16 protein-coding genes are annotated in these 21322 nt (G+C 33.5%); 3 read left to right on the top strand and 13 right to left on the bottom strand.

Going from position 1 to position 21322, the window contains the following annotated elements; genetic code table 11:
• Positions 1–5: 5 nt before the first annotated feature.
• The 6 genes from CIGNP109_RS01625 to CIGNP109_RS01650 form a co-directional block, all read right to left on the bottom strand.
• A complete protein-coding gene (locus tag CIGNP109_RS01625; protein ID WP_086227095.1) occupies positions 6–665 on the bottom strand; it encodes a LutC/YkgG family protein in 660 nt (219 codons plus the stop codon).
• Positions 658–2091, bottom strand: coding sequence for a LutB/LldF family L-lactate oxidation iron-sulfur protein (locus CIGNP109_RS01630; protein ID WP_086227948.1), 1434 nt, complete (start codon positions 2089–2091; stop codon positions 658–660). Before CIGNP109_RS01630 ends, CIGNP109_RS01625 begins: the two co-directional genes overlap by 8 nt.
• Complete coding sequence (locus tag CIGNP109_RS01635; RefSeq protein ID WP_086224419.1) at positions 2088–2825, bottom strand: (Fe-S)-binding protein; 738 nt, start codon at positions 2823–2825, stop codon at positions 2088–2090. Before CIGNP109_RS01635 ends, CIGNP109_RS01630 begins: the two co-directional genes overlap by 4 nt.
• 5 nt (positions 2826–2830) lie before the next feature.
• The gene (locus tag CIGNP109_RS01640; RefSeq protein WP_439098268.1) at positions 2831–4474 is read right to left on the bottom strand and encodes a lactate permease LctP family transporter; all 1644 of its coding nucleotides are present in this window, start codon (positions 4472–4474) and stop codon (positions 2831–2833) included.
• A gap of 186 nt (positions 4475–4660) precedes the next feature.
• A complete protein-coding gene (gene htpG, locus CIGNP109_RS01645) occupies positions 4661–6508 on the bottom strand; it encodes a molecular chaperone HtpG (protein ID WP_086227950.1) in 1848 nt (615 codons plus the stop codon).
• A gap of 44 nt (positions 6509–6552) precedes the next feature.
• Positions 6553–9078 (bottom strand): YhdP family protein, encoded by a 2526-nt coding sequence (locus CIGNP109_RS01650; RefSeq protein ID WP_141081041.1) that lies wholly within the window; start codon positions 9076–9078, stop codon positions 6553–6555.
• Between CIGNP109_RS01650 and mltG the strand changes: the two genes are divergently transcribed.
• The 3 genes from mltG to CIGNP109_RS01665 all read left to right on the top strand — a co-directional run bounded on the left by mltG (position 8966) and on the right by CIGNP109_RS01665 (position 13637).
• Positions 8966–9979, top strand: a complete 1014-nt coding sequence (gene mltG / locus CIGNP109_RS01655; protein WP_438939247.1) for an endolytic transglycosylase MltG — start codon at positions 8966–8968, stop codon at positions 9977–9979. The two genes, CIGNP109_RS01650 and mltG, sit on opposite strands and share 113 nt — an antisense overlap.
• Positions 9979–12006, top strand: a complete 2028-nt coding sequence (locus tag CIGNP109_RS01660) for an ATP-dependent helicase (RefSeq protein ID WP_086227952.1) — start codon at positions 9979–9981, stop codon at positions 12004–12006. The genes mltG and CIGNP109_RS01660 overlap by 1 nt, the downstream gene beginning before the upstream one ends.
• Before the next feature lie 101 nt (positions 12007–12107).
• Complete coding sequence (locus CIGNP109_RS01665) at positions 12108–13637, top strand: succinate CoA transferase (protein ID WP_180379999.1); 1530 nt, start codon at positions 12108–12110, stop codon at positions 13635–13637.
• 233 nt (positions 13638–13870) lie between these two features.
• Here the strand turns inward: CIGNP109_RS01665 and CIGNP109_RS01670 are convergent, their stop codons facing one another.
• The 7 genes from CIGNP109_RS01670 to CIGNP109_RS01700 all read right to left on the bottom strand — a co-directional run bounded on the left by CIGNP109_RS01670 (position 13871) and on the right by CIGNP109_RS01700 (position 21317).
• Entirely contained in the window at positions 13871–14887 is a 1017-nt protein-coding gene (locus tag CIGNP109_RS01670; protein WP_086227953.1) for a GGDEF domain-containing protein, read from the bottom strand.
• Positions 14868–15776, bottom strand: a complete 909-nt coding sequence (locus tag CIGNP109_RS01675; RefSeq protein ID WP_179186947.1) for a GGDEF domain-containing protein — start codon at positions 15774–15776, stop codon at positions 14868–14870. The genes CIGNP109_RS01670 and CIGNP109_RS01675 overlap by 20 nt, the downstream gene beginning before the upstream one ends.
• Before the next feature lie 152 nt (positions 15777–15928).
• Entirely contained in the window at positions 15929–16657 is a 729-nt protein-coding gene (gene kdsB, locus CIGNP109_RS01680; RefSeq protein WP_086227954.1) for a 3-deoxy-manno-octulosonate cytidylyltransferase, read from the bottom strand.
• Entirely contained in the window at positions 16654–18090 is a 1437-nt protein-coding gene (gene thrC, locus CIGNP109_RS01685; RefSeq protein ID WP_236847540.1) for a threonine synthase, read from the bottom strand. The genes kdsB and thrC overlap by 4 nt, the downstream gene beginning before the upstream one ends.
• Positions 18091–18380: 290 nt before the next feature.
• The gene (gene argB / locus CIGNP109_RS01690) at positions 18381–19223 is read right to left on the bottom strand and encodes an acetylglutamate kinase (protein ID WP_086227956.1); all 843 of its coding nucleotides are present in this window, start codon (positions 19221–19223) and stop codon (positions 18381–18383) included.
• Positions 19217–20191, bottom strand: coding sequence for a tetraacyldisaccharide 4'-kinase (locus CIGNP109_RS01695; RefSeq protein WP_086227957.1), 975 nt, complete (start codon positions 20189–20191; stop codon positions 19217–19219). The genes argB and CIGNP109_RS01695 overlap by 7 nt, the downstream gene beginning before the upstream one ends.
• Positions 20184–21317, bottom strand: coding sequence for a DegT/DnrJ/EryC1/StrS family aminotransferase (locus tag CIGNP109_RS01700; RefSeq protein ID WP_086227081.1), 1134 nt, complete (start codon positions 21315–21317; stop codon positions 20184–20186). Before CIGNP109_RS01700 ends, CIGNP109_RS01695 begins: the two co-directional genes overlap by 8 nt.
• Between the last annotated feature and the right edge of the window lie 5 nt (positions 21318–21322).

A 21322-nucleotide genomic window follows, 5' to 3' on the forward strand; every position in this document is an offset into this window, starting at 1 on the left:
CGATTTTAATATAAAATTAAATGTGCTTTTTGTGAGCCATGAACGCCAAAGACGGTTATAAGCTCTATATCAGCTGTCCTAGATGGCCCAGCGATAAATAAAATATTACTTGGTAATTTGCCGTTTTGATCGACTTTTAGAGCGTTTAGAGCGCTTACTAGTGAGTTTTTGACTCTATCTTTTTTAAGTAAAACTATACAAAGATTTGGAGCTAGGCTTAGCATTCTAGGTTGAGCTTGGCTAGATTTTAGCAATGCGACGCCATGAGAGCTGACGCCGTATTCGGCATGAACTATAGAGAACTCACTATGAAATACATCGCTTCTTAGCTCCTCTATAGGCTTATCGAAGCAGATTTTTTGATCAGCTTTAATCTTATCTAAATTTAAATTCAACCCACTTCCATAGATCATTTTTTTGTATCCATAGCTAGCTACAATCTCATTTATCGTATCTTCTAGAGCTGATGGCTCACACTCATGGACGATATATTTGTTATCGCTCATTTTTTGCTTCATTTCAGCAAGAGCATTATCAGTAGTTTGGATATGCTCTACTGGATCTATGCTAGGAGTGGATTCATGGCCTGTGATTTTATGGCTATCTTTTAAGCGAGAAAGGATCATCTCTTTGGATTTAGCTGAAATTTCATCTATTCTATTCATAGCGAACTCCTTCCATATTTTCAAGCTCTTTATATAGATCTTTTTTAATCTGTGGTAGCTCTTTGTATTGGCTCCAGCTTTTTATAACTGGGATTGAGTTTTGGAATTTATGTAAAACTGAGTTAAATAGATGAGTTTTACTAAGGCTAAATCTCCATAAAGCACCATTTGTAGCGATCTTAGCAAACTGCTTCATTGCAAAGGCTTCGGCTCTATTTTTATGGCTATTTTGTGTGCTAAGTGGTGGATTTTTGCCTTGGCCAACTTTATTTGCTCTTAGCTTTCTAATTAGATCAGCTAGCGGGATTCTAACAGGGCAAACCTCACTACATCTACCACAAAGCGAACAAAATGTAAGTATATCGCCGGTTGCTTTCATGCCAAATATATTTGGACTAATAACCTCGCCAATAGGCCCTGGATAGATAGTTTGATAGCTATGGCCGCCGATTTTGTCATATACAGGGCAGAAATTCATACACGCCCCACATCTAATACATCTAAGAGCTTCATAGTAGTCATGATGAGCTAGCATATCACTTCTGTGATGATCAAATAGTATCAAATGAACCTCTTTTGGCCCATCAAATTCATCATTTCTTGGAGCTGTGATTATGTTGTTATATGTAGGGATGAATTGTCCTGTGGCTGATGGTGTGAGTAGATGAACCATAGTAGCAGCATCTTCAAAGCTCTCCATAACCTTCTCAATCCCACAAAGTGCAACATGAATTTTAGGAGCGGTAGTACACATTCTACCATTTCCTTCATTTTCAATTAACCAAAATGCACCCTCTTTAGACATAGCGAAATTCACACCACTAAGCCCCATCTCTAAGCCTTCAAACTGATCTCTTAAATGTTTTCTAGCTATTTGATTTAGCTTTTCTGGTTCGCTTTCTAAATTTGAGCCTAATTTTTCTTGAAAAATTTTGCCTATTTCATTGCGATTTTTATGGATTGCTGGGACGACTATATGGACTGGAGCTTCATCATTTAATTGTATTATTAGCTCACCAAGGTCAGTCTCAATAGCATTTAATCCCTTATTAGCTAGATAGTGATTTAATCCTATCTCTTCACTAGCCATAGATTTGCCTTTTAATATCTTTTTGATATTGTTTTGGCGCATTAACTCATATATTATCTCACAAGCATCAGTAGCTGAGCTAGCCCAATGGACTTTAATGCCGTTTTTTGTGGCGTTTTTTTCGAATTCGATTAGTCTATCACTAAGAGACATTAGGGCGTTATTTTTAGCTTTTTTAGCCTTATCTCTTAATCCTTGCCAATTATTGAATTTCGCATTTATCACATTTAGGCGGTTTTTTTGTAAGGTGTGCATAGCAATTGTGAGATTTTGTCTTAATTGAGTATCGCCAAGCTTGATTTTTACGATTTGTTCGTGTGGCATTTTTTTACTCATAGGGATACTCCTTCTAAGCGTTTAATCAAAAAATCATATAGATGAAGACATTTGATATCTACGCCATTTCGTTTCATTGTACCTGAAATGTTTAATAAGCAACCACCATCGCCACTTATCAAGTAGCTAGCACCTGTATTTTTGATATCTTCTATTTTGGCTAGTGCCATTGCGTTTGAGATATCGCTCTCTTTGATTGAGAATGTCCCACCAAAACCACAGCACTCCTCTTCATGTTCAAGCTCGATTAACTCTACATTTGATAGTTTGCGGATTAAATTTTTGCTAGATTCTACGCTTTTAGCCACTCTTAAAGCGTGACAATTAGAGTGCCATGCGACTTTGATTTTATCGCCTTTATCTTGGTAATCTACTTTTAGAATTTCATCTAAGTATTGACTTAGATCATATACCCTAGCGGCGAATTTTTGAACCTTGTCAAATTCGCTACTTCCTTCAAAAAGCTCTAAATAATCATGCCCCATCATACCAGCGCAAGAGCCACTAGGAACGATAATCGGGATATCTTCATCAAATAAATTTATATTATGCATAGCTACAGCTCTACTTTCATCAAAATATCCGCTATTAAAAGATGGTTGAGAGCAACAGGTTTGATTTTTTTTGAAAATCACCTCCACGCCCTGGCGGCGTAGAAGTTTAATAGCATTTAAAACGCTATCTTGCATAGCAGCACTACCAAGGCAAGTAGCGAAAAAATATACTTTTCTCATAGATATTAACCCTTAAGTACGATATCTGGGATAATTCCTTGCATAAAGAATGCGATGATTAAAGTCCAAATACCAATTAAGATAATGAAAGCAACTGAGTATTTAAGTGTGAATTTAAATAGCTCACTCTCACGACCTACTAAACCAACAGCAGCGCACGCTATAGCGATACTTTGTGGGCTTATCATCTTACCTACGACACCACCAACAGAGTTAGCTGCCAAAAATAGTGCTTCACCAACACCAAGCTCTCTAGCGCTAACTTGTTGAAGTGGGCCAAATAGAAGATTTGAGCTTGTATCTGAACCTGTTAAGAATACGCCTATCCAACCAATCACAGGGCTAAAGAAGGCAAAAGCATCGCCAGTTTGAGCAAAGGCAAGACCTAGAGTTGTACTCATAGCAGCGTTTTTAGCGATAAAGGCAAATGATACAACAAGACCGATTGTAATACAAGGAATCGCCATCTCTTTTAGTGTATCCCAGAAGCAATCTGCGGCGTCGTTGGCTTTGATTTTTAAAAACCAAATTGATAAGAAAGCAGCTAGTAATATAGCAGTACCAGCTTGAAGGCCTACAAAGCTGATATTTAAATTTAACCCAATAGCCTTACCAGTAGCATCAACTATGCTTGTGCCTACATTATTAGCAGCTAAGGTTACAACTGTGTAATCAAATACCCCACCTTTAGCAAATAGTGCTTTAAACCATGGTTGAGTCCATAGAATTATACAAGCGATTAATAGGATAAATGGTAGCCAAGCTTTGAATATTTGGCCGTTACTAAGTTCGGTTTTGCTTGTAAAGTCTGTTTGGTCATCAAGTCTAAATATATTAGATGGTTTCCAAATTTTCAAAAATGCAGTAGTACAAATAAGGGATACAACAGCAGAAACAATATCAGGAAGCTCGGCACCAAGGTAGTTTGAGCTAATAAATTGTGTAGCAGTAAAGCTAATTGCAGCTACTAAAATTGCTGGAAATGTCTCTTTAACGCCTTTAAATCCATCCATTAAAAATACAATGAAAAATGGAACAGTAAGGCTAAGTGGAACTAGCATTCTACCAACCATAGCTGAGACTTCATATTGTTCTACACCAACTAAATTCGCCATCGCAATAATAGGAATACCAACCGCACCAAAGGCAACAGGAGCAGTATTAGCTATAAGACACAATCCAGCAGCATACAAAGGCTTAAGTCCAAGACCAACTAAAAGCGCAGCAGTGATAGCAACTGGGCCACCAAAACCGATAGCACCTTCTAAGAATGAGCCAAAACAAAATCCAATTAAGATAACTTGAATTCTGTGATCTGGAGTAATGCTAATAACGCTTTGTTTGATAACTTCAAATGAGCCTGATTTGACTGAAAGTTTGTATAAGAATATCGCAGCGATGATAATCCAAGCGATAGGCCACATACCTTGAGCGAAGCCTTGAACGAAGCTAGCACCGATGAGAGAAAAAGGCATATCATATACAAATAATGCCAAAACAGAAGCCAAAATAACTGTTAAAAAAGCAGCCATATAGCCTTTTAGCTTAAAAACTAAAAGCGAAACCAAAAAACATAAAATTGGCAAAAACGCCACAAACGCACTTAGCCATATATTGCCAAGTGGATCATATATCTGTGTCCATTGCATACAGACTCCTATCGATAAAAATTTTGTGAAATTTAATTTTAGCGTAAATTATTATTAAATTTAAGATAAATTATAAAAATTGTTTAAAAAATCGTTTGGGTGTGTATAATCGTAACATTATAATTAAATTTATTTATAAATTTCAGTTTGATAGAGTATCTCTGCCCAGAGTAGGGCAGAGTAAATTTATAGAGCTTTGGATATAATTTTAGCGAGTTTAGAGCTAAATTCGCTTGGATTTTCTATGCTCATACCTTCGCTGATTTTAGCCATATTTAGGATTAATATAGCAACATCGTTTATCATCAATTCGTTATTAGCTAATTTGGTGATGATTTCGTGATTTGGATTGATCTCTAAGATTGGCTTGATTTTTGGTGCTTCTTGACCCATCTGTTTTAATAAAGTTTGCATAGCATAATCTGGGTCGTTTTTGTCATAGATTAGGCACGCTACGGAGTCGCTTAGGCGATTTGATATTTTGACATCTTTGACTTCATCTTTTAAGATCTCTTTGATTTTGCTTATTAGGGCGTTTGTCTCATCACTAGTTGAAATTTCACTGCTAGTTATCTCGCTATCTATATCAGAGCTATTTATGCTCTTAAATGGTGTGGAGTCATACTCATTTACCATAGGCAAGACTATTGTATCTATCTCTTCATCACAGATTAGGACATTTATCCCTTTGGATTTAAACCCTTCTAAAAGTGGTGAGTTTCGTAGCATACTCTCATTTTGGCCGCTGATATAATATATCGATTTTTGATCTTCTTTCATTGCGGCTTTATACTCTTTTAGCGTGATTGGCTTGTCGTTTAGAGTGGATTTAAATAGGCATAAATTTAAGATATTATCTTTATTAGCATTAAATCCATATAGGCCCTCTTTGATAACATTACCAAAAAGAGAGTAGAGCTTGGAGTATTTTTCTTTATCGTTATTTAGTAGTTTTTCTAATTCGCTTAGGATTTTTTTGACGCTTTGGTCTTTGACTGCGGTTAGAATTTTATTCTCTTGTAAAATTTCACGGCTTACATTTAATGGGATATCTTCTACATCCATAACCCCACGCACAAATCTAAGATATGGCGGTAGAAGCTCTTTAGCGTCATCAGTGATAAATACACGCTTAACATAGAGTTTTACACCACTTTGATAATCTACTCTAAATAGATCAAATGGTTGAGTTGATGGGATATAAAATAGGGTAGAATACTCTATTTTGCCCTCTGCTTTTGTATGGATATGGAGTAGTGGATCGCTACTATCGTGGCTTATTTGCTTATAAAAGTCATTGTAATCGCTATCTTTTAAAGTAGATTTACTCATTCTCCATAGGGCGCTTGCTTTATTGATTTGAGAGTTTTTGCTCTCATAATGCCCCTCTTTGTTCTCATCTTGTGGGGCTACCCACTCATCTCTATCCATATAGATAGGATATGGAATGTGATTTGAGTATTTTGTAATGATATTTTCTATTCTAAAACTATCTGTAAACTCATCATCATTAAGGTATAGAGTGATCTGTGTGCCGTAGCTATCTAGCGTGGATTTTGAAATTTCATATCCATTTGTATCGCTACTCCATTTATATGCATCGCTACTTAGGGCTTTGCGACTGATAACTTCTATTTTGTTTGCCACCATAAATGCTGAGTAAAATCCAACCCCAAATTGACCTATTAATGAGCTATCTTTTTTCGCATCTCCGCTCATAGATTCTATAAAGCCTTTTGTTCCACTTCTTGCGATGGTACCTAGATTGTTGATTAGATCATCTTCATCCATGCCTATGCCATTATCTGTGATTACTAATGTTTTGGCCTCTTTATCTAGTTTGATATCAATTCTAGGGGTGTATTGAAGTGATTTATAATCATCATTAGTTAAGCATAGATAATTTAGCTTATCTAGTGCGTCGCTTGCGTTTGAGATTAACTCTCTTAAGAATATCTCTTTATTAGAGTAGAGTGAGTGGATCATTAAATTTAAAAGATCGCTCACTTGTGTTTGAAATTGATGTTTTTGCATATTTTCTCCTTTGTCTTGATATTATAACTAACTAAATTTAATCATCATTCAAAAATCACAAATGGTAAGGTTAGTGTATTTTTGATTATACTAAATGGGGTTTTTAAGACATCAGTCACTACTTGTGTTTTAATAATTGGCTCATCAATTGTTCCGCTAATTTTTATAATTGTAGATATGCTTTTATCTTTGCCTAATAGTATGTGGTTGACTAATGGAATTTTATCAATGATTGAGCTAGCATCTTTTAATAATTTTAATTCCAAAGTTATATCAATGACATTTGTGGCTAGATTTATCGTTCCATTGCCAATTATATCAGCGGTTGCACCTTCGATATCAATAGCATGAATTGTTAGATTATCATCGATTCGTCCAATCCTTATAATTCCATCTTTAACACTAAAGCCTTTATTATTAAAATCAGGTACCTTAAAAATAAGCAAGCTCGGAATAGAGTCTAAAAATGCTAGAAGTTGATTGTAAATTTTATAATCTTTTAGATATGTATCTTTTAATTCTAGGTCAGCTTTGAAATTTTTGCTATTTTTTCCCATAACTTTTAATCCAAAAACCCCTTCGCTAAATGTATTTAAATCTAAAATATCATTGACAGCTGTAGCTGATATACCATTTCCTTTTATCTTTAATATACCTTTACCTTCAGTAATAGATATATATCCTCCATCAAATTCCCCATCAAATTTAATAGTATCGCTAGTTTTATTTCCGCTAAAATGATCAAATGATACACTTTTATTAACATCAGCTATATTTAATATAGTATCATTGGCTATAAAGTTTAGATTTTTATCAAAATCACCTTTGGCAGCATTAGAATTTATAGTAATTTTGGCTGAATTTAAAAATATATTTACCTCATCATTAATTATGCTAGCCTCTACTATGCCACTATCGCTTTTTACATTAATAATATTGCTAACATTAATGGTAAAGTTATCATCGGTGTAATTTCCATCCTTTTTAGCTAGCATTGGAATATTAAATTTAGCATCATTAACTCTTGCATTGATATCTATAAAATTATTAGTTGTGATGTTAATTGCAGCTTTAGTGATATTTAAATCATTTATAAGCGTAGAGTAGGGCTTAAGCGGTTCTATGCTAGGTATATTTAGCGTAATTGGATTGGTAATATTTAGTTCATATCCTAAAGTTTTGGAGTTGATTTTTGGGGCTTTGCTAAATTCGAGTGTGATATTATCATCTAGATTTTTAATATCAAGTAGATTTGGAATAGCAATAGAATTAAATTTAGTATCAAACCATGCTTGTTGTGTATTTGCATCAATAAAAGCACTAAAATTTGCATCAAAAATACTATTTTTTACATGGCTATTTTCTATGGTGAGTTTATCGTTTTTTAAAATTATTTTAGCATGATTGGTATTAAATTTTGCCCCAGAGATATCAATATCGCCATCAAGTATAAACTCCCCATTAGCTTTTACAATTATATTGCTTAGGTCTATGATTAAGCGAAGCTTTGCATTCATATTGCCACTATTTTGCGTGATTGGGATATTTATATTGTAGGCTTTTAGTATATTATTTATATCATTACTATATAATGTTTTAGTATAAATATCTAGTATTAAATTTGGTTTATTAATTAACTCATTTATGCTTAAATTTATTATAGCGCTAGAACCTTGATATTTTGGATCTTTTATATCAAATTTAAGTCCAGAATTCTCAAATATCACATCTACGCTACTAGCAGTGGCTGCTGGGAGATTTGGGTGAAATTTTACTACTGGTGATACTGCTGTAGCTTTACCATAGAGCTTAGAGATTAGCGGATCATTGGAGTTTAAATCAAATTTACCACGTAAAATCTCAACCCTATAATCTTTAGCTTTTATATACCCATAAATCCAGTTTTTAATCTCATTATCAAGCCCAGTAATATTAGCTAAAGCGTTCATAAACTGCTCAATAGTACTAGCACTCACATCGCTAAGTTCATAGGTTAAAATATCATTTTCTATGTTTAGTCCTAGATTTCCGCTAAGCTCATAGGAGTTAAATTTTCCACTAAATTTATGTCTATCATTATAGAAATTTAGCTCTAAATATCCATTAATTGTAGTGTTAAAATCTTTTAATTTAATCTCATTTACGGCAACATTTAGATTGTGATTTTGTCTAGCAAAATTTGCATTTATATATAAATCTTTATTATTTAGATTAAATTTATTATCAGCATAGATAAAGTATGATTTATACTCACCATTTGTAATATTTGTAAGTTCAATTGTCTCAAAAAGCATATCAATCCAGCTTAGATAATGTAAAAGTTCTAAGGATGGTTTAGTGTTATTTTTTTCATTAGTTAATGGTAAAATATCGATATTTTTTACTCTTAGTGTAATTTTGTTATCTAATTTTATATATAATTGCGAAATTTTAAATTGGCTAAAATTTAAACTTTCTATCTTTATACCAATTTTTAACCATATAAAAAGGGCAACAAAAATGGAAATAAATAGCATTAAAAACAGAGCTAAAAAGCGGTTTTTGTTTATCATTTGTGAAATTGTACTCATATTTTTCCTATCGATTTTTGCTTCACTATCTCAAACGATGAATACCAGCAAGGCGGTATATTTACCAAAGGGAAGTGTAGGCGAAATTATATCTTATTTAGCTAAGCTAAATTTTAAGGTTGATGAATTTGATAAATATATTTTAGTTTTGATGGGATTTCCACAATCTGGATGGATTGAAATTGGGCAGACTAGCCTTAGCAAATTTGATTTTTTGTATAAGCTTACAACTGCTAAAGCTGCAATGAGAGATATTACACTCATTCCTGGTGAAACTACAGCATATTTTTTCTATGAAATTTCTAAAAATTTAGGGCTAAATTATAATGAATTAATGAAAAGCTACTTAGAAAATGCACCTATAAAAGAGGGGTTTTTAATCCCTGAGACATATAAAGTTCCAGTTGGAATTGGGGAGGCACATTTAGTTTATTATCTAATTAACACATCTAAAAAACAGCATGAGAGCCTAAGTAGAAAGATTTTTGGCGAATGGGATGAGAGACGATGGTATGAGTTTATCACTGTAGCTTCTATAGTGCAAAAAGAGGCTGCTAACAAAGACGAGATGGCTTTAGTAGCTTCTGTTATATACAATAGGTTAAAAATTGGTATGAAACTCCAAATGGATGGTACGCTAAATTATGATCTATATTCTCACGAGAAGATCACCCCACAAAGAATAGCCAAAGACAACACTAGGTATAACACATATAAATACGCAGGGCTACCACCAAATGCTGTTTGTAATGTTAGTTTCGATGCGATAAAAGCAGCAATTTTCCCTAAAAAGACAAACTATCTATATTTTGTAAGGGATAAAAGCACAGGTGCTCATATATTTAGCTCTACTTATGAAGCGCATACAAAAGCAATTGATCGCTCTAATAAGGCTAAATAATGCCACTTTCAAAGCTAAATAAAGAGCAGTATAGAGCAGCCACAGCGTCTATGGGGCATAATCTCATCATAGCTAGCGCTGGAACAGGTAAAACAAGCACAATTGTAGCTAGGATAGCTCATCTTCTAAATTCAGGGATAAAGGCTAATAAAATTTTGTTATTAACATTTACCAATAAAGCCGCTAGTGAGATGATAGAGAGATTGGGGCGTTACTTTGATAGTGATATAGTATCTCAAATCACAGCCGGGACATTTCACTCTGTATCAAATTCACTTCTAAAATCCCTTGATAAAGGGGTGATTTTAAAGCAACCTAGCGAGTTAAAAACACTATTAAAGAGTATCACAGATAGAAGACAATTTTATAGAATTAGCGATATTAAAGGATATAGCGGGGCGTATTTGTATGATATATACTCTTTATTTTGTAATAGCTGTGTAGGTGGCGAGAGCTTTGTAGATTGGTTTAGTGTTAATTATCCAGATCAGGTGGAATTTGCTGAAATTTATGATGATATTTTGCGTGAGTTTGAAGAGACTAAGAGCAATTTTAACTATGCTGATTTCAATGATCTATTAATAAAGATGAGAGATGAGCTTAAAAAGGGTGCTAGAATTTATTTTGATGAAATTTTGGTTGATGAGTATCAAGATACAAATTCACTTCAAGGCTCACTCATAGATGCTTTTAATACCAAAAGTCTATTTTGCGTGGGGGATTTTGACCAGAGTATTTATGCTTTTAATGGGGCAAATATAGGGATAATTGGTAGCTTTAAAGATAGATATTTGGATGCTAATATATTTTCATTAAATACAAATTACCGCTCAAGTGCTAAAATCCTAGCCTTGGCAAATAAAGTTATATCTAATAATCCTAGATTATATCCTAAATCGTTTGAAGTAAGCCGTGAGGGGGAGTTTAAATCGCCTATTTTGCTTGTTTATGATGAGCTTTTTATCCAGTATAACGCAGTAGCAGAGTTAATCTCAAATAGCAGATATAATAAAAATGATATCGCTATAATTTTTCGTAATAACTCAAGTGCTGATGGACTAGAGATAGCCTTAAAAGAGTATGGCATAAGCTGTAAAAGAAAAGGTGGAGTGAGCTTTTTTGAGTCTCGTGAGATTAAGGCGCTTATAGATTTGATATCGATTTTGGTAAATCCTAAAGATATTATGTCATTTATACATATTTTAGAGTATGCTAAAGGAGTTGGCAACGCTCATGCTAAGGAGATTTTTGAAATTTTAATCTCATCTGGGGATGGTAGCATCATAAAAGGCCTTATAAATCCGGATAAAAATAGCGCTAAATTAGCCCCCAAAAGGCATAATCATCAGCTTGGGTTATTTGATGATTTTAGTGAATTTATGCCATCAAATAGATTTTGTGAGCTTGGATTTGATGATGAGTTTATGAAATCTCCTGTTTTAAACTACTCAAATTTAAATCAAAATGGTGCGATATTTTTGTATGAGCTTAGGAATTTGATAGTGAATTTAGATAAAAATAGCTCACCATATCAAATTATAGATAAGGTGATAAAATCTCAAATTTATAATATTATAGTTGATATCTTAGCAACCAAAAGAGCAACCCTAAAAAATGGCAATATAGATAACGAGCTTAAAAGCAACGCAATAGAGCGGATAATATCTAAGGCTAAGGTGCTTTTAGAGATTAGTAAAAGACACAATAATATTGATAATTTTTACAACTTTTTAACCCTTGGCAAAAGCGAAATGAGCGAGGGCGAAGGGGTGAATTTGCTCACAATCCATGCTAGTAAGGGGCTTGAGTTTAGCCTTGTTTTTGTAGTGGATCTAGCTCAAGGTAGATTTCCAAATTCAAGATTAATGAGTGATATAGAAGAAGAAAGAAGGCTATTTTATGTCGCTGTCACAAGGGCAAAGGATGAATTGGTGCTAAGCTATGCCAAATATGACAAGATAAGAAAAGTCGAGTATCAGCCAAGCTGTTTTTTAGCCGAGGCTGGTATGGTAAAGCCTTTAATTTAAATTTTAAATTTTTCTTAAAATAAATTTCTACTATTAATATTATAAGAGAAATTATAGAAATTTTGCTTATAATCAAGCTAAATTTTAATTAAAGGATAAAAATGATTGACAATACTATAAATGATACTAGTCGTATCAAAGACGCTAGATATCTATCTAAGGTTATCAAAGCAGATGAAGCAGCAGCTCTCATCCCGCATAAGGCTCAAATCGGATTTAGTGGATTTGTTGGCGCTGGAAGCCCTCTATATATCCCAATCGCAATTGCCAATAGAGCTCAAAAGCTACATGAAGCTGGTCAAGAATATAAGATTAGTATATATTCTGGTGCTAGTACTGATGTGGATTTAGATGGTATTTTGGCTAAGGCTAATTGTGTTGAGTTTAGAACTCCATTTAATACAGACCCAAATATGAGAGGCCGTATTAATGCTGGTGAAACTAGATATTTAGATGTCCATCTCTCATCTCTTGCGTGGCAAGTAGAGTGTGGGTATTTTGGTGATATGGATTTTGCTGTGATTGAAATTTCAGGTATCACAGAAGATGGCAAATTAATCCCTACCACCTCAGTAGGCAATAACCAAGCTTGGTTAAATGCTGCTAAAAAGGTGATTTTGGAGTTAAATATCCATCAACCAAAAGAGCTAGAGGGATTTCATGATATATATGTCCAAGCCAAACCGCCATTTCGTGAACCAATTCCACTTAAAACTGCTAGAGATCGCATAGGAACTCCATATATGAGCGTGGATTTTGATAAGGTTGTAGGTGTGGTATTAAGCTCTACTGAAGATAGGCTAAATAGATTTACTCCACTTGATGAGGTTTCAATAGCCATTGGTGATAATGTGGCTAAATTTTTCGCTGCCGAAGAGGCTGCTGGTAGATTACCAAAGGGTAAATTGCTACCACTTCAAAGTGGTATCGGTAATGTAGCTAACGCTGTTTTAGCTGCTCTTAGCAAGGCTGGATATAAAGGACTTGAGTGCTACTCAGAAGTTATCCAAGATGGTATGCTAGACCTTGTAAAAGATGGCACCGTCGATCTAGCTTCAGCTTCAGCTCTCTCACTTAGTCCAACTGCTGTGGAGGAATTTAGAAAAAATGTTGATTTCTATAAAGAGCATATAATTCTTCGCCCACAAGAGATATCAAATAGCCCAGAATTAGTAAGACGCCTTGGGGTTGTAGCTATGAATGGTATGCTAGAAGCCGATATCTATGGCAATATAAACTCAACTAATGTTATGGGTACGCAGATGATGAACGGAATCGGCGGTAGCGGGGATTTTGCTAGAAATGGCTATCTATCTCTGTTTTTAACCCCTTCAGTAGCAAAGGGTGGGGCGATATCAGCTATTGTGCCTTTTGTGAGCCATATAGATCACACTGAGCATGATACTATGGTGGTAGTAACCGAGTATGGATATGCTGATTTAAGAGGTTGTAGCCCAAGAGAGAGAGCGCAAAAAATGATAGCTATAGCTCATCCAGATTATAGAGATATGCTACAAGACTACTTCGATAGAGCGTGCGCTCAGCCAAAACCAGGCCACACGCCACATATATTAAGCGAAGCTTTAAGCTGGCATGATAGATTCAACAAAACAGGTAGTATGAAAAAATAACCTTATAAAGCTTAGCTTTGGAATAATATTTTTGAACTTATCTAGAATGTAAAATTACTATAAATATAGATAATTTTACAAAGATAAGTTCAAATTTATACTAAACTTTCTTATAAAATTAATAAAAAATAGTTATCAATCAAATAATAAAAGTTTTAAATTTATACATTTATAAATTGACTACAATGTTTTATAGCTTACATACGATCGTAAAATAGAATTAAAATGTATGGTTATTTTGTAATTATACAGTTTTTGACGCTACGTTTGCCTTTATATAGGCGTTTATCAGCTTGGTCAGTGAGCTTGTCTGAGTCAGTTCCACTATCAGAAATCCCAAATGTCACAGTAAAGTGAATTGAGCTATCGGTAGAGACTTTAACTGGTGTTTTATTTATGATAAATCTGATATTTTGAATTTGAGTAATAAAGTTTACTCTACTAGTATTTGTAGCTACAATGACAAATTCTTCGCCACCCCAGCGACAGACTATATCAGATTTATTAGCGTTATCTGTAAATATTTGAGCTAAAGTTTTTAGAACCTCATCACCGATGTTATGACCAAATTTATCATTTATACTTTTAAAATTATCAATATCACACATAGCAATTGTAATTGTTTTATTATTTTTTTTAGTTAAAATAGAGTGTAAAGCTCGTTTATTAATTAGACCAGTTAGATGATCTGTTTGTGAAGCAGTTCGTAATTCATTTTTGTGCTTGTGAAGTTCTTTGATATTTATCTGATTTACAGTATTGTAAATTTTAAAAATTATCATAAACAAAAACAATAAAAAAGTAAGATTGCTAAGATAAAATATTTGTGAAAAGTCGCCTGGCTCTTTTGGAAAATATACATTTGAGATCATATAGACAATTATAAAACCAATAAAATCAAATCCAGCTAATAGATAGTTTATGATACGTTTTCTAAAAATATTTAGATATGTAGTCGAAGCAATTGCAATAATAATAAGGTAAAATCCATAATCCCATCCAAGTATAGTAGTAGCAAGCATCGATGAGATTACTATATGAAGATGTGCTAAGAAAAATGCTCTATCATAATTATTATCATCTATAGCCTTAAGTGAGATAAAATAGATAAAAATTCCAAGAAATGATATAACTGATAGTTCACTCATACCAATTAGATAAAATACTATAGAATATAGAAGTGTTACAACTAAAAATAGAGTTATTATAAATTTAAAATTAAAGGTTAGGTTATCTTTGATTAGGTTCATATTTTTCCGATACAACTTGGTTTTTGCCTTGATTTTTACCACGATAGAGTAGGTTATCAGCTATGCTAATTGCTTGGTTTATCTCTATTGGGTCTTCTATATATAGTAGTCCAAATGTTGCGCTGATAGGAACCTTATCAGGGTTAGCGCTATGGATAGCGATTCTGGCTGATTCTGCGATTTGGATACACTTTTTGAAGTTTTGTGCTGGAATAATAGCTAAAAACTCCTCACCACCCCAGCGGCAAATTTTACCAAATTTAGATATTTTAATATTTAAAATCTCAGCAACTTTTGATAAAACAATATCTCCAAAGATATGTCCATAAGTATCATTTACATTTTTAAAGTTGTCTATATCGCATAAAATGATAGCTAAAGAACGAATTTGATGATTTGAGAGCATTTTAAAATGCTTAGAGATAATTTCATTCATTGGTGCTCTATTATAAAGACCAGTTAGATAGTCAATCTCAGCAATGTTTTTATAGCTGATATTTTGCTTTTGTGTAGCAATTATATCAAGAGTCGAGATGGTGTTAGTGTTATCTTGTAATACAAAAAATTTCACCGCAATCATACAAAAACAAAAGATAAAACTAATATGTTTAATAGTCTCAGAGCCATAGTTTACATCAAGTCCGCTAAAGGTAAAATATAAAATAATAAATAGCGTAAGCTGCAATAGTGGAAGCGTAATTTTTAAGATTAAATTCTTAAGAGGCGAGGCGTAGTTAATAGCTATAAGTTCAAGTAAAAATAGCTCAAATCCATAACCCCACCCTAAAACCAAAATAGATGATACCATGATATACGTAGCACTAAGCTGTATCCATAATTTTATAATTTTTTCAAATTTAGGTTCGTTAAAATCTATATAAAGCGCCATTGATACAAAGAAGCATATGGCAAAATTTATAAATAAAAAAAATATTCCTGAGTATGCAAACATTGAGCCATATACGGCTAAGATGATAATGTATAATAATAGTAGCTTATGATAGATCTTAGGATATGATCTTAGCTCTTTGGCAATGACACTCATAGCAGGGTAGATTTAAATCCAAATTTATTAGCAGCGACTCGTAAATCATCAATAGTATCTATGCCGATGCTTTGGCTATTTATCTCTAGCATTGCAATTTTTTTAGCACTTGAGATAGCACGAAGCTGTTCGAGCTTTTCTATGTTTTCTAGTTCTTTAGTTGTAAGTGCGCAAAACTGTGCTAATGTGCTAACGCTATAACCATAGATTCCAATATGCGCTTTATACAGATCACAGCGACTTCTTGGATATGGAATTAATGAGCGTGAAAAGTATATAGCATAATCATTTATATCTGTGATTACCTTGACTAAATTTGGATTTTGAGCCTCTTCTGAGCTAGCAAATTTTAAGCAACTCGTCATAAATGCACCATCATTTATTCTTTGAGAGGTAAAATCTTTAAATTTGCTTAGATTTTTCTCCTCAAAGAATGGCTCATCTGCTTGTAAATTTATTACAATCTCATCATCTTTTAGTCCAAGCTTTTTGACCGCTTCATTAATTCTATCAGTGCCACTATCATGAGCTTTACTAGTCATTATCGCTTTTATTCCAAATTTTTGTGCAATTTGCAGGATATCTTCATCATCACAAGCGACAACAACATCATCGCATTTACTAGCTAACTGAGCAGTTTTAACAAACATAGGAACCCCGCCGATATCAGCAAGGATCTTATTAGCAAATCTAGTAGAGGCTAGTCGTGCAGGTATTACTATCATTGTTTTATCCACTCTATAATATTTGATTTTATCTGATTTTTTTTGACTATATCAGTATGAATAGCCTCTTCTTTAAATAGTTTGATTATACTTTTTGGAAGCTTTACATTATATTTGCTAGCTAGTAATTGCATATCAGCAAGTTCATCAGTGCTGGTTCTATTTTTTAGCGCTTTGATCATACTTGGAGTAAATTTAACCCATTGAGCAGTTGAAGTTATCACGGTTATATTTTCATCATTAACTAAATTTAGACAAGTAGCAGTATGTGGGTCAATTAATATACCTGATTTTGCCATTTTAGAGATATTTTCTATACACTCATCATCAGTACAAAATGCCGCATCAAAGTCAGCTTTTAGTACATTTAACTCATCGTTTGTTAGTTCGTATTTTTTATTTGTTGCTAGGCTATCCATCAGCTCTTTGGTTCTAACTGCACCAAATTTATCAAATAACAATCTCTCAACATTTGAACTAACTAAAATATCCATTGCTGGGCTGATTGTTGAAATTAACTCTTTATTATTTAAATCATAAATACCAGTAGTAAAAAGTTGAGTTAAGATATTATTTTGATTTGAAGCAATTTTTATTCTGCCAATATTTGCGCCCATTTTTTTAGCATAGTAAGCACCAAGTGCATTACCAAAATTACCACTTGGAACAATTATATCAATTGGTTCTTTATTATTGTTTATACTTATACATACATAGATATGGTAGATAATTTGAAATAAAATTCTGCCAAAATTGACCGAATTTGCAGCACTAAGATTGTAGCCTAATTCAGCTAAAACTGCTTTAAATTCACTATCATTTAATAATTCTTTAAGTGCTTGCTGAGCATCATCAAAGTTGCCCTCAATTCCGATTACTTTTAAATTTGGTGCTTTTTGATTTACCATTTGAAGTCTTTGAACCTCGCTGGTACCATTTTTTGGATATAGGCAGACAACTTTTATATCTTTAGCATTTTCAAATGAGCTTAGTGTAGCTGGGCCAGTATCGCCGCTAGTAGCACACATTATTAGCTGTTTTTGACCATGAGAAATAGAGCTTAAAAGCTCTCCAAAAGGCTGAAGTGCCATATCTTTAAAGGCTCTTGTAGGGCCGTGCCAAAGTTCGTTAATATATAGATCTTTATGAACTCTTTTAATCTCAACAGCGCTTTTATCAAACTTCTCATATCTACTAAGTGCTTTTTTGAATTTATTCAAACTAATATTAAAGTTAAATTTTTTAATAATCTCTAGCGCAAAATCTTCATAATTTAATCTAGCTAATTTTTTAAACTCTTTTTTACTAATTAGTGGTAAATTTATTGGTGCATATAATCCGCCATATTTGGCTGCTGGATTTAGTAATGCAGTATCTAAATTTACTGATTCGTTTAATTCATCACCACTTTGAAGTCTAGTGCCTACTAGCATTGGGGCAGTTAGTGCTTGGAGGGTTTCTAGGTGTTTTGAATTTATCTCGCTTAACTTTTCAATGGAGAGATATTCGCATATTTTTGGGTCTAATTCACCTAAAATAGCCTTGATTTTTTTAAATTTACCGACAACAACTAGCATTGCTTGATTAGCAGCTAGTTCTTTGTTTGCCCACGATTTTGCATTTATCGGGTTTAGATTGTGAATTTGGCTTACGCATTTATGATTTGCTAGCTCCTTGGCTAAATTTGTTACTTCGAATTGATTTAAAATTATGCTTAAAAGTTTCATTTGATTATACTCCCTATGCCTTCATCTGTGAAAATTTCTAATAATAATGAGTGTGGAATTTTGCCATCTATTATATGGGCTGCACCTACGCCATTTTGAATACACTCTAAACAAGCGTCAATTTTAGGTATCATTCCGCCGCTGATTGTACCATCTTTTTTAAGTGTTTCAATGCTATCTTTATCTAGTTTGCCGATTAAATTTGATTCTTTATCTAACACGCCTCTAATATCGCTTAAAAATATAACCTTACTAGCTTTTAATTTACTAGCTATCGCACTAGCACACAAATCAGCGTTGATATTGTATGATTCGTAATTTTCACCAATAGCAATTGGCGCAATAACTGGTATCAACCCATCATCTAAAAGAGAATTAATAAGCCTATCATCTACGCTAGTGATATCGCCTACAAAGCCGTATTTGCCATTATCCATTACCTTAGCTCTTAGCATATTATCATCTTTGCCGCTAACGCCTATGGCTCTTGCGCCATGCTTATTTAGCATACTAGTGATCTCTTTATTTACTAGGCCGCTAAGTGCCATCTCTACAACTTCCATAGTGTTTGCATCTGTAACCCTAAGCCCATCAATAAATTCGCTCTTAATATCAAGTCTATCTAAAAATGAGTTAATAGTTTTGCCACCACCATGGACTAAAACAACCTTAATGCCAACAATCTGTAAAAGTACAATATCTCTAGCGAAGTTGTTTTTTAACTTCTCATCTATTTGAGCTGCTCCGCCATATTTGATAACAAAAATTTTATCTCTAAATTTTTGGATATATGGCAAAGCACTAAGGATGACTTCAGCCGTTCTACTGCTTTTTAACATATCTTTCCTTCTTGATTTGTTTGATATATTTTATCTGAATTTTGGTAGTTTTTGATAAATAATTTGATTTTATTTGCAAAATTTGGAGAAATCGTTGTTTTTAAGTCCAAAATTGAAACACTTAATCCAAAATCTTTGATTTTTACATAGTCTTTTTGTGTTACTAAAAGGGAGTTAGCATTATATTTTTTAAGTATGCTTTCACACTCAAATTTATTAAATTTATGATGATCACTAAAAAACTCATATCCAATACATTTTTTAAATATAAACTCTAATCTTGAAGGGTTGGCAATAGCAGTCATTAAAACCATTTTTGGCTGCGGATTTATGATAGTCGTTTTTTTGATTATATCGCTACTGCTTGGGATGAAATCAGCTAGACAATAAAAGCTACTTGGATAGCGATAAACTCCGCTTGGGATGGTGAAATTTAGTCGCGGGGTTTTGGCTGGACGTAGTAAAATATTAAATTTAAAAATATTAGCCTTTCCAAATCCATCATCTAAAATAATAAGCTTAGCTCCTAAATTAATGGCTTCATTAATAGCGATTTTGCGATCGTTTGAGACTATTATATTGGCATTTTTTAAATTTGTAGCATATTCCATTGCCTCATCGCCACTAGTTGATACATCACATTTTATATCACCATTTAGTGCTACAATTTGCATACCTTTTGACTCTCTTTTATAGCCTCTTAGGATTATAAAGGTTTTAAATTCGTGATTAAACTCATTAAAAATTGCTTTAGTTAATGGAGTTTTTCCGCTTCCGCCTAGGACTAGATTACCAATACTAATTATTGGGATTGGAAATTTTTGCGCCTTAGATAGTTTGAATTTAATCCAAACTATACAATAATAAATTGCTGATAGCGGTAAAAGTAGGGCGCTAACAATAATATCAAAAACGCTTGGCTGGTAAAAATATCTCTCTAGCCAAGCGTGAAATTTGCGTTTAAACACGACTTTGTGCTACTGATTTGACTGCATTGCAGATATAAAGCGCTTCTTCATCACTAAGTGCGGCATATATTGGTAGTGATAAAATTTGTTGATAGGTTTTAAGCGCTTTAGGAAAGTCATTTACCCGTAGGTGATATTTAGTCTTATAGTAGCTTAATAGATGCATAGGGCGGTAGTGCAAGCTAGTGCTAATTCCCATCTCTTTTAGTTCTCTAGCAAAACTATCACGATTTTTATCGATTTTAATAATATATTGGTTATATATGTGATCTCGCTTAGCTAGTGGCGTAGTGATATGTGGGCAATTTTTTAACTCTTCATTATATATTGCTGCAATTGCCTTGCGGCGTGCGATAAACATTCCAAGTTTTTCAAACTGAGCAATTCCATATGCGGCACAGAGTGAATTTAGATCATATTTTTGCCCAATATCAATTACATCATACATATAGCCTAGATTGCCATCTTTATCAAAACTATCGTTGATTATAGCATGGTTGCGAATTAGTCTAGCACGACTAGCCATCTCATCATCATTTGTAATTATAATACCAGTTGTTGCTACTGCGTGTTGGACTTGTGGATTGATCTGAAAACAAGACATATATGAGCTCATATTGCCTATTAATTTGCCTTTATATGTAGCGCCCATCGCTCTACTAGCATCATCAATAATCTTTATATCATACTCATTAGCAAGGGCGTATATAGCGTCCATATCAGCACTCTGACCAGCTACATGGGTTATAAATGCGGCTTTTAATTTTTTGTGTTTTTGAGTTTTTAGGATTTTTTCTAGCTCATTTGGGTCTATATTAAAATCATCTTCATTTATATCAACAAAGATCGGCTCAGCATCAAAATGCCTAATGACTTGAGCGATACTAGGAAAGGCATTAACAGAGCAGATAATCTTATCTCCACGCTTTAAATCCATCGCACATAAGCTTAGGTGTATAGCGGCGGTGCCGTTATTTGTGGTGATAGCGTGTTTGGCACCGAAGAAATCTTTTATATTATTTTCTAAATTCTCAACCATATAGTTTGCATTTTTTTCTAAGGTCTCTTTGATAAGTTCATGCTCTCTATCGGTAATTAACGGGCGAAAAAATGGTATATCTCTCATCAAAT

The sequence above is a fragment of the Campylobacter sp. P0109 genome (genome assembly GCF_002138755.1).
GTDB classification, from domain to species: Bacteria; Campylobacterota; Campylobacteria; order Campylobacterales; family Campylobacteraceae; genus Campylobacter; species Campylobacter devanensis.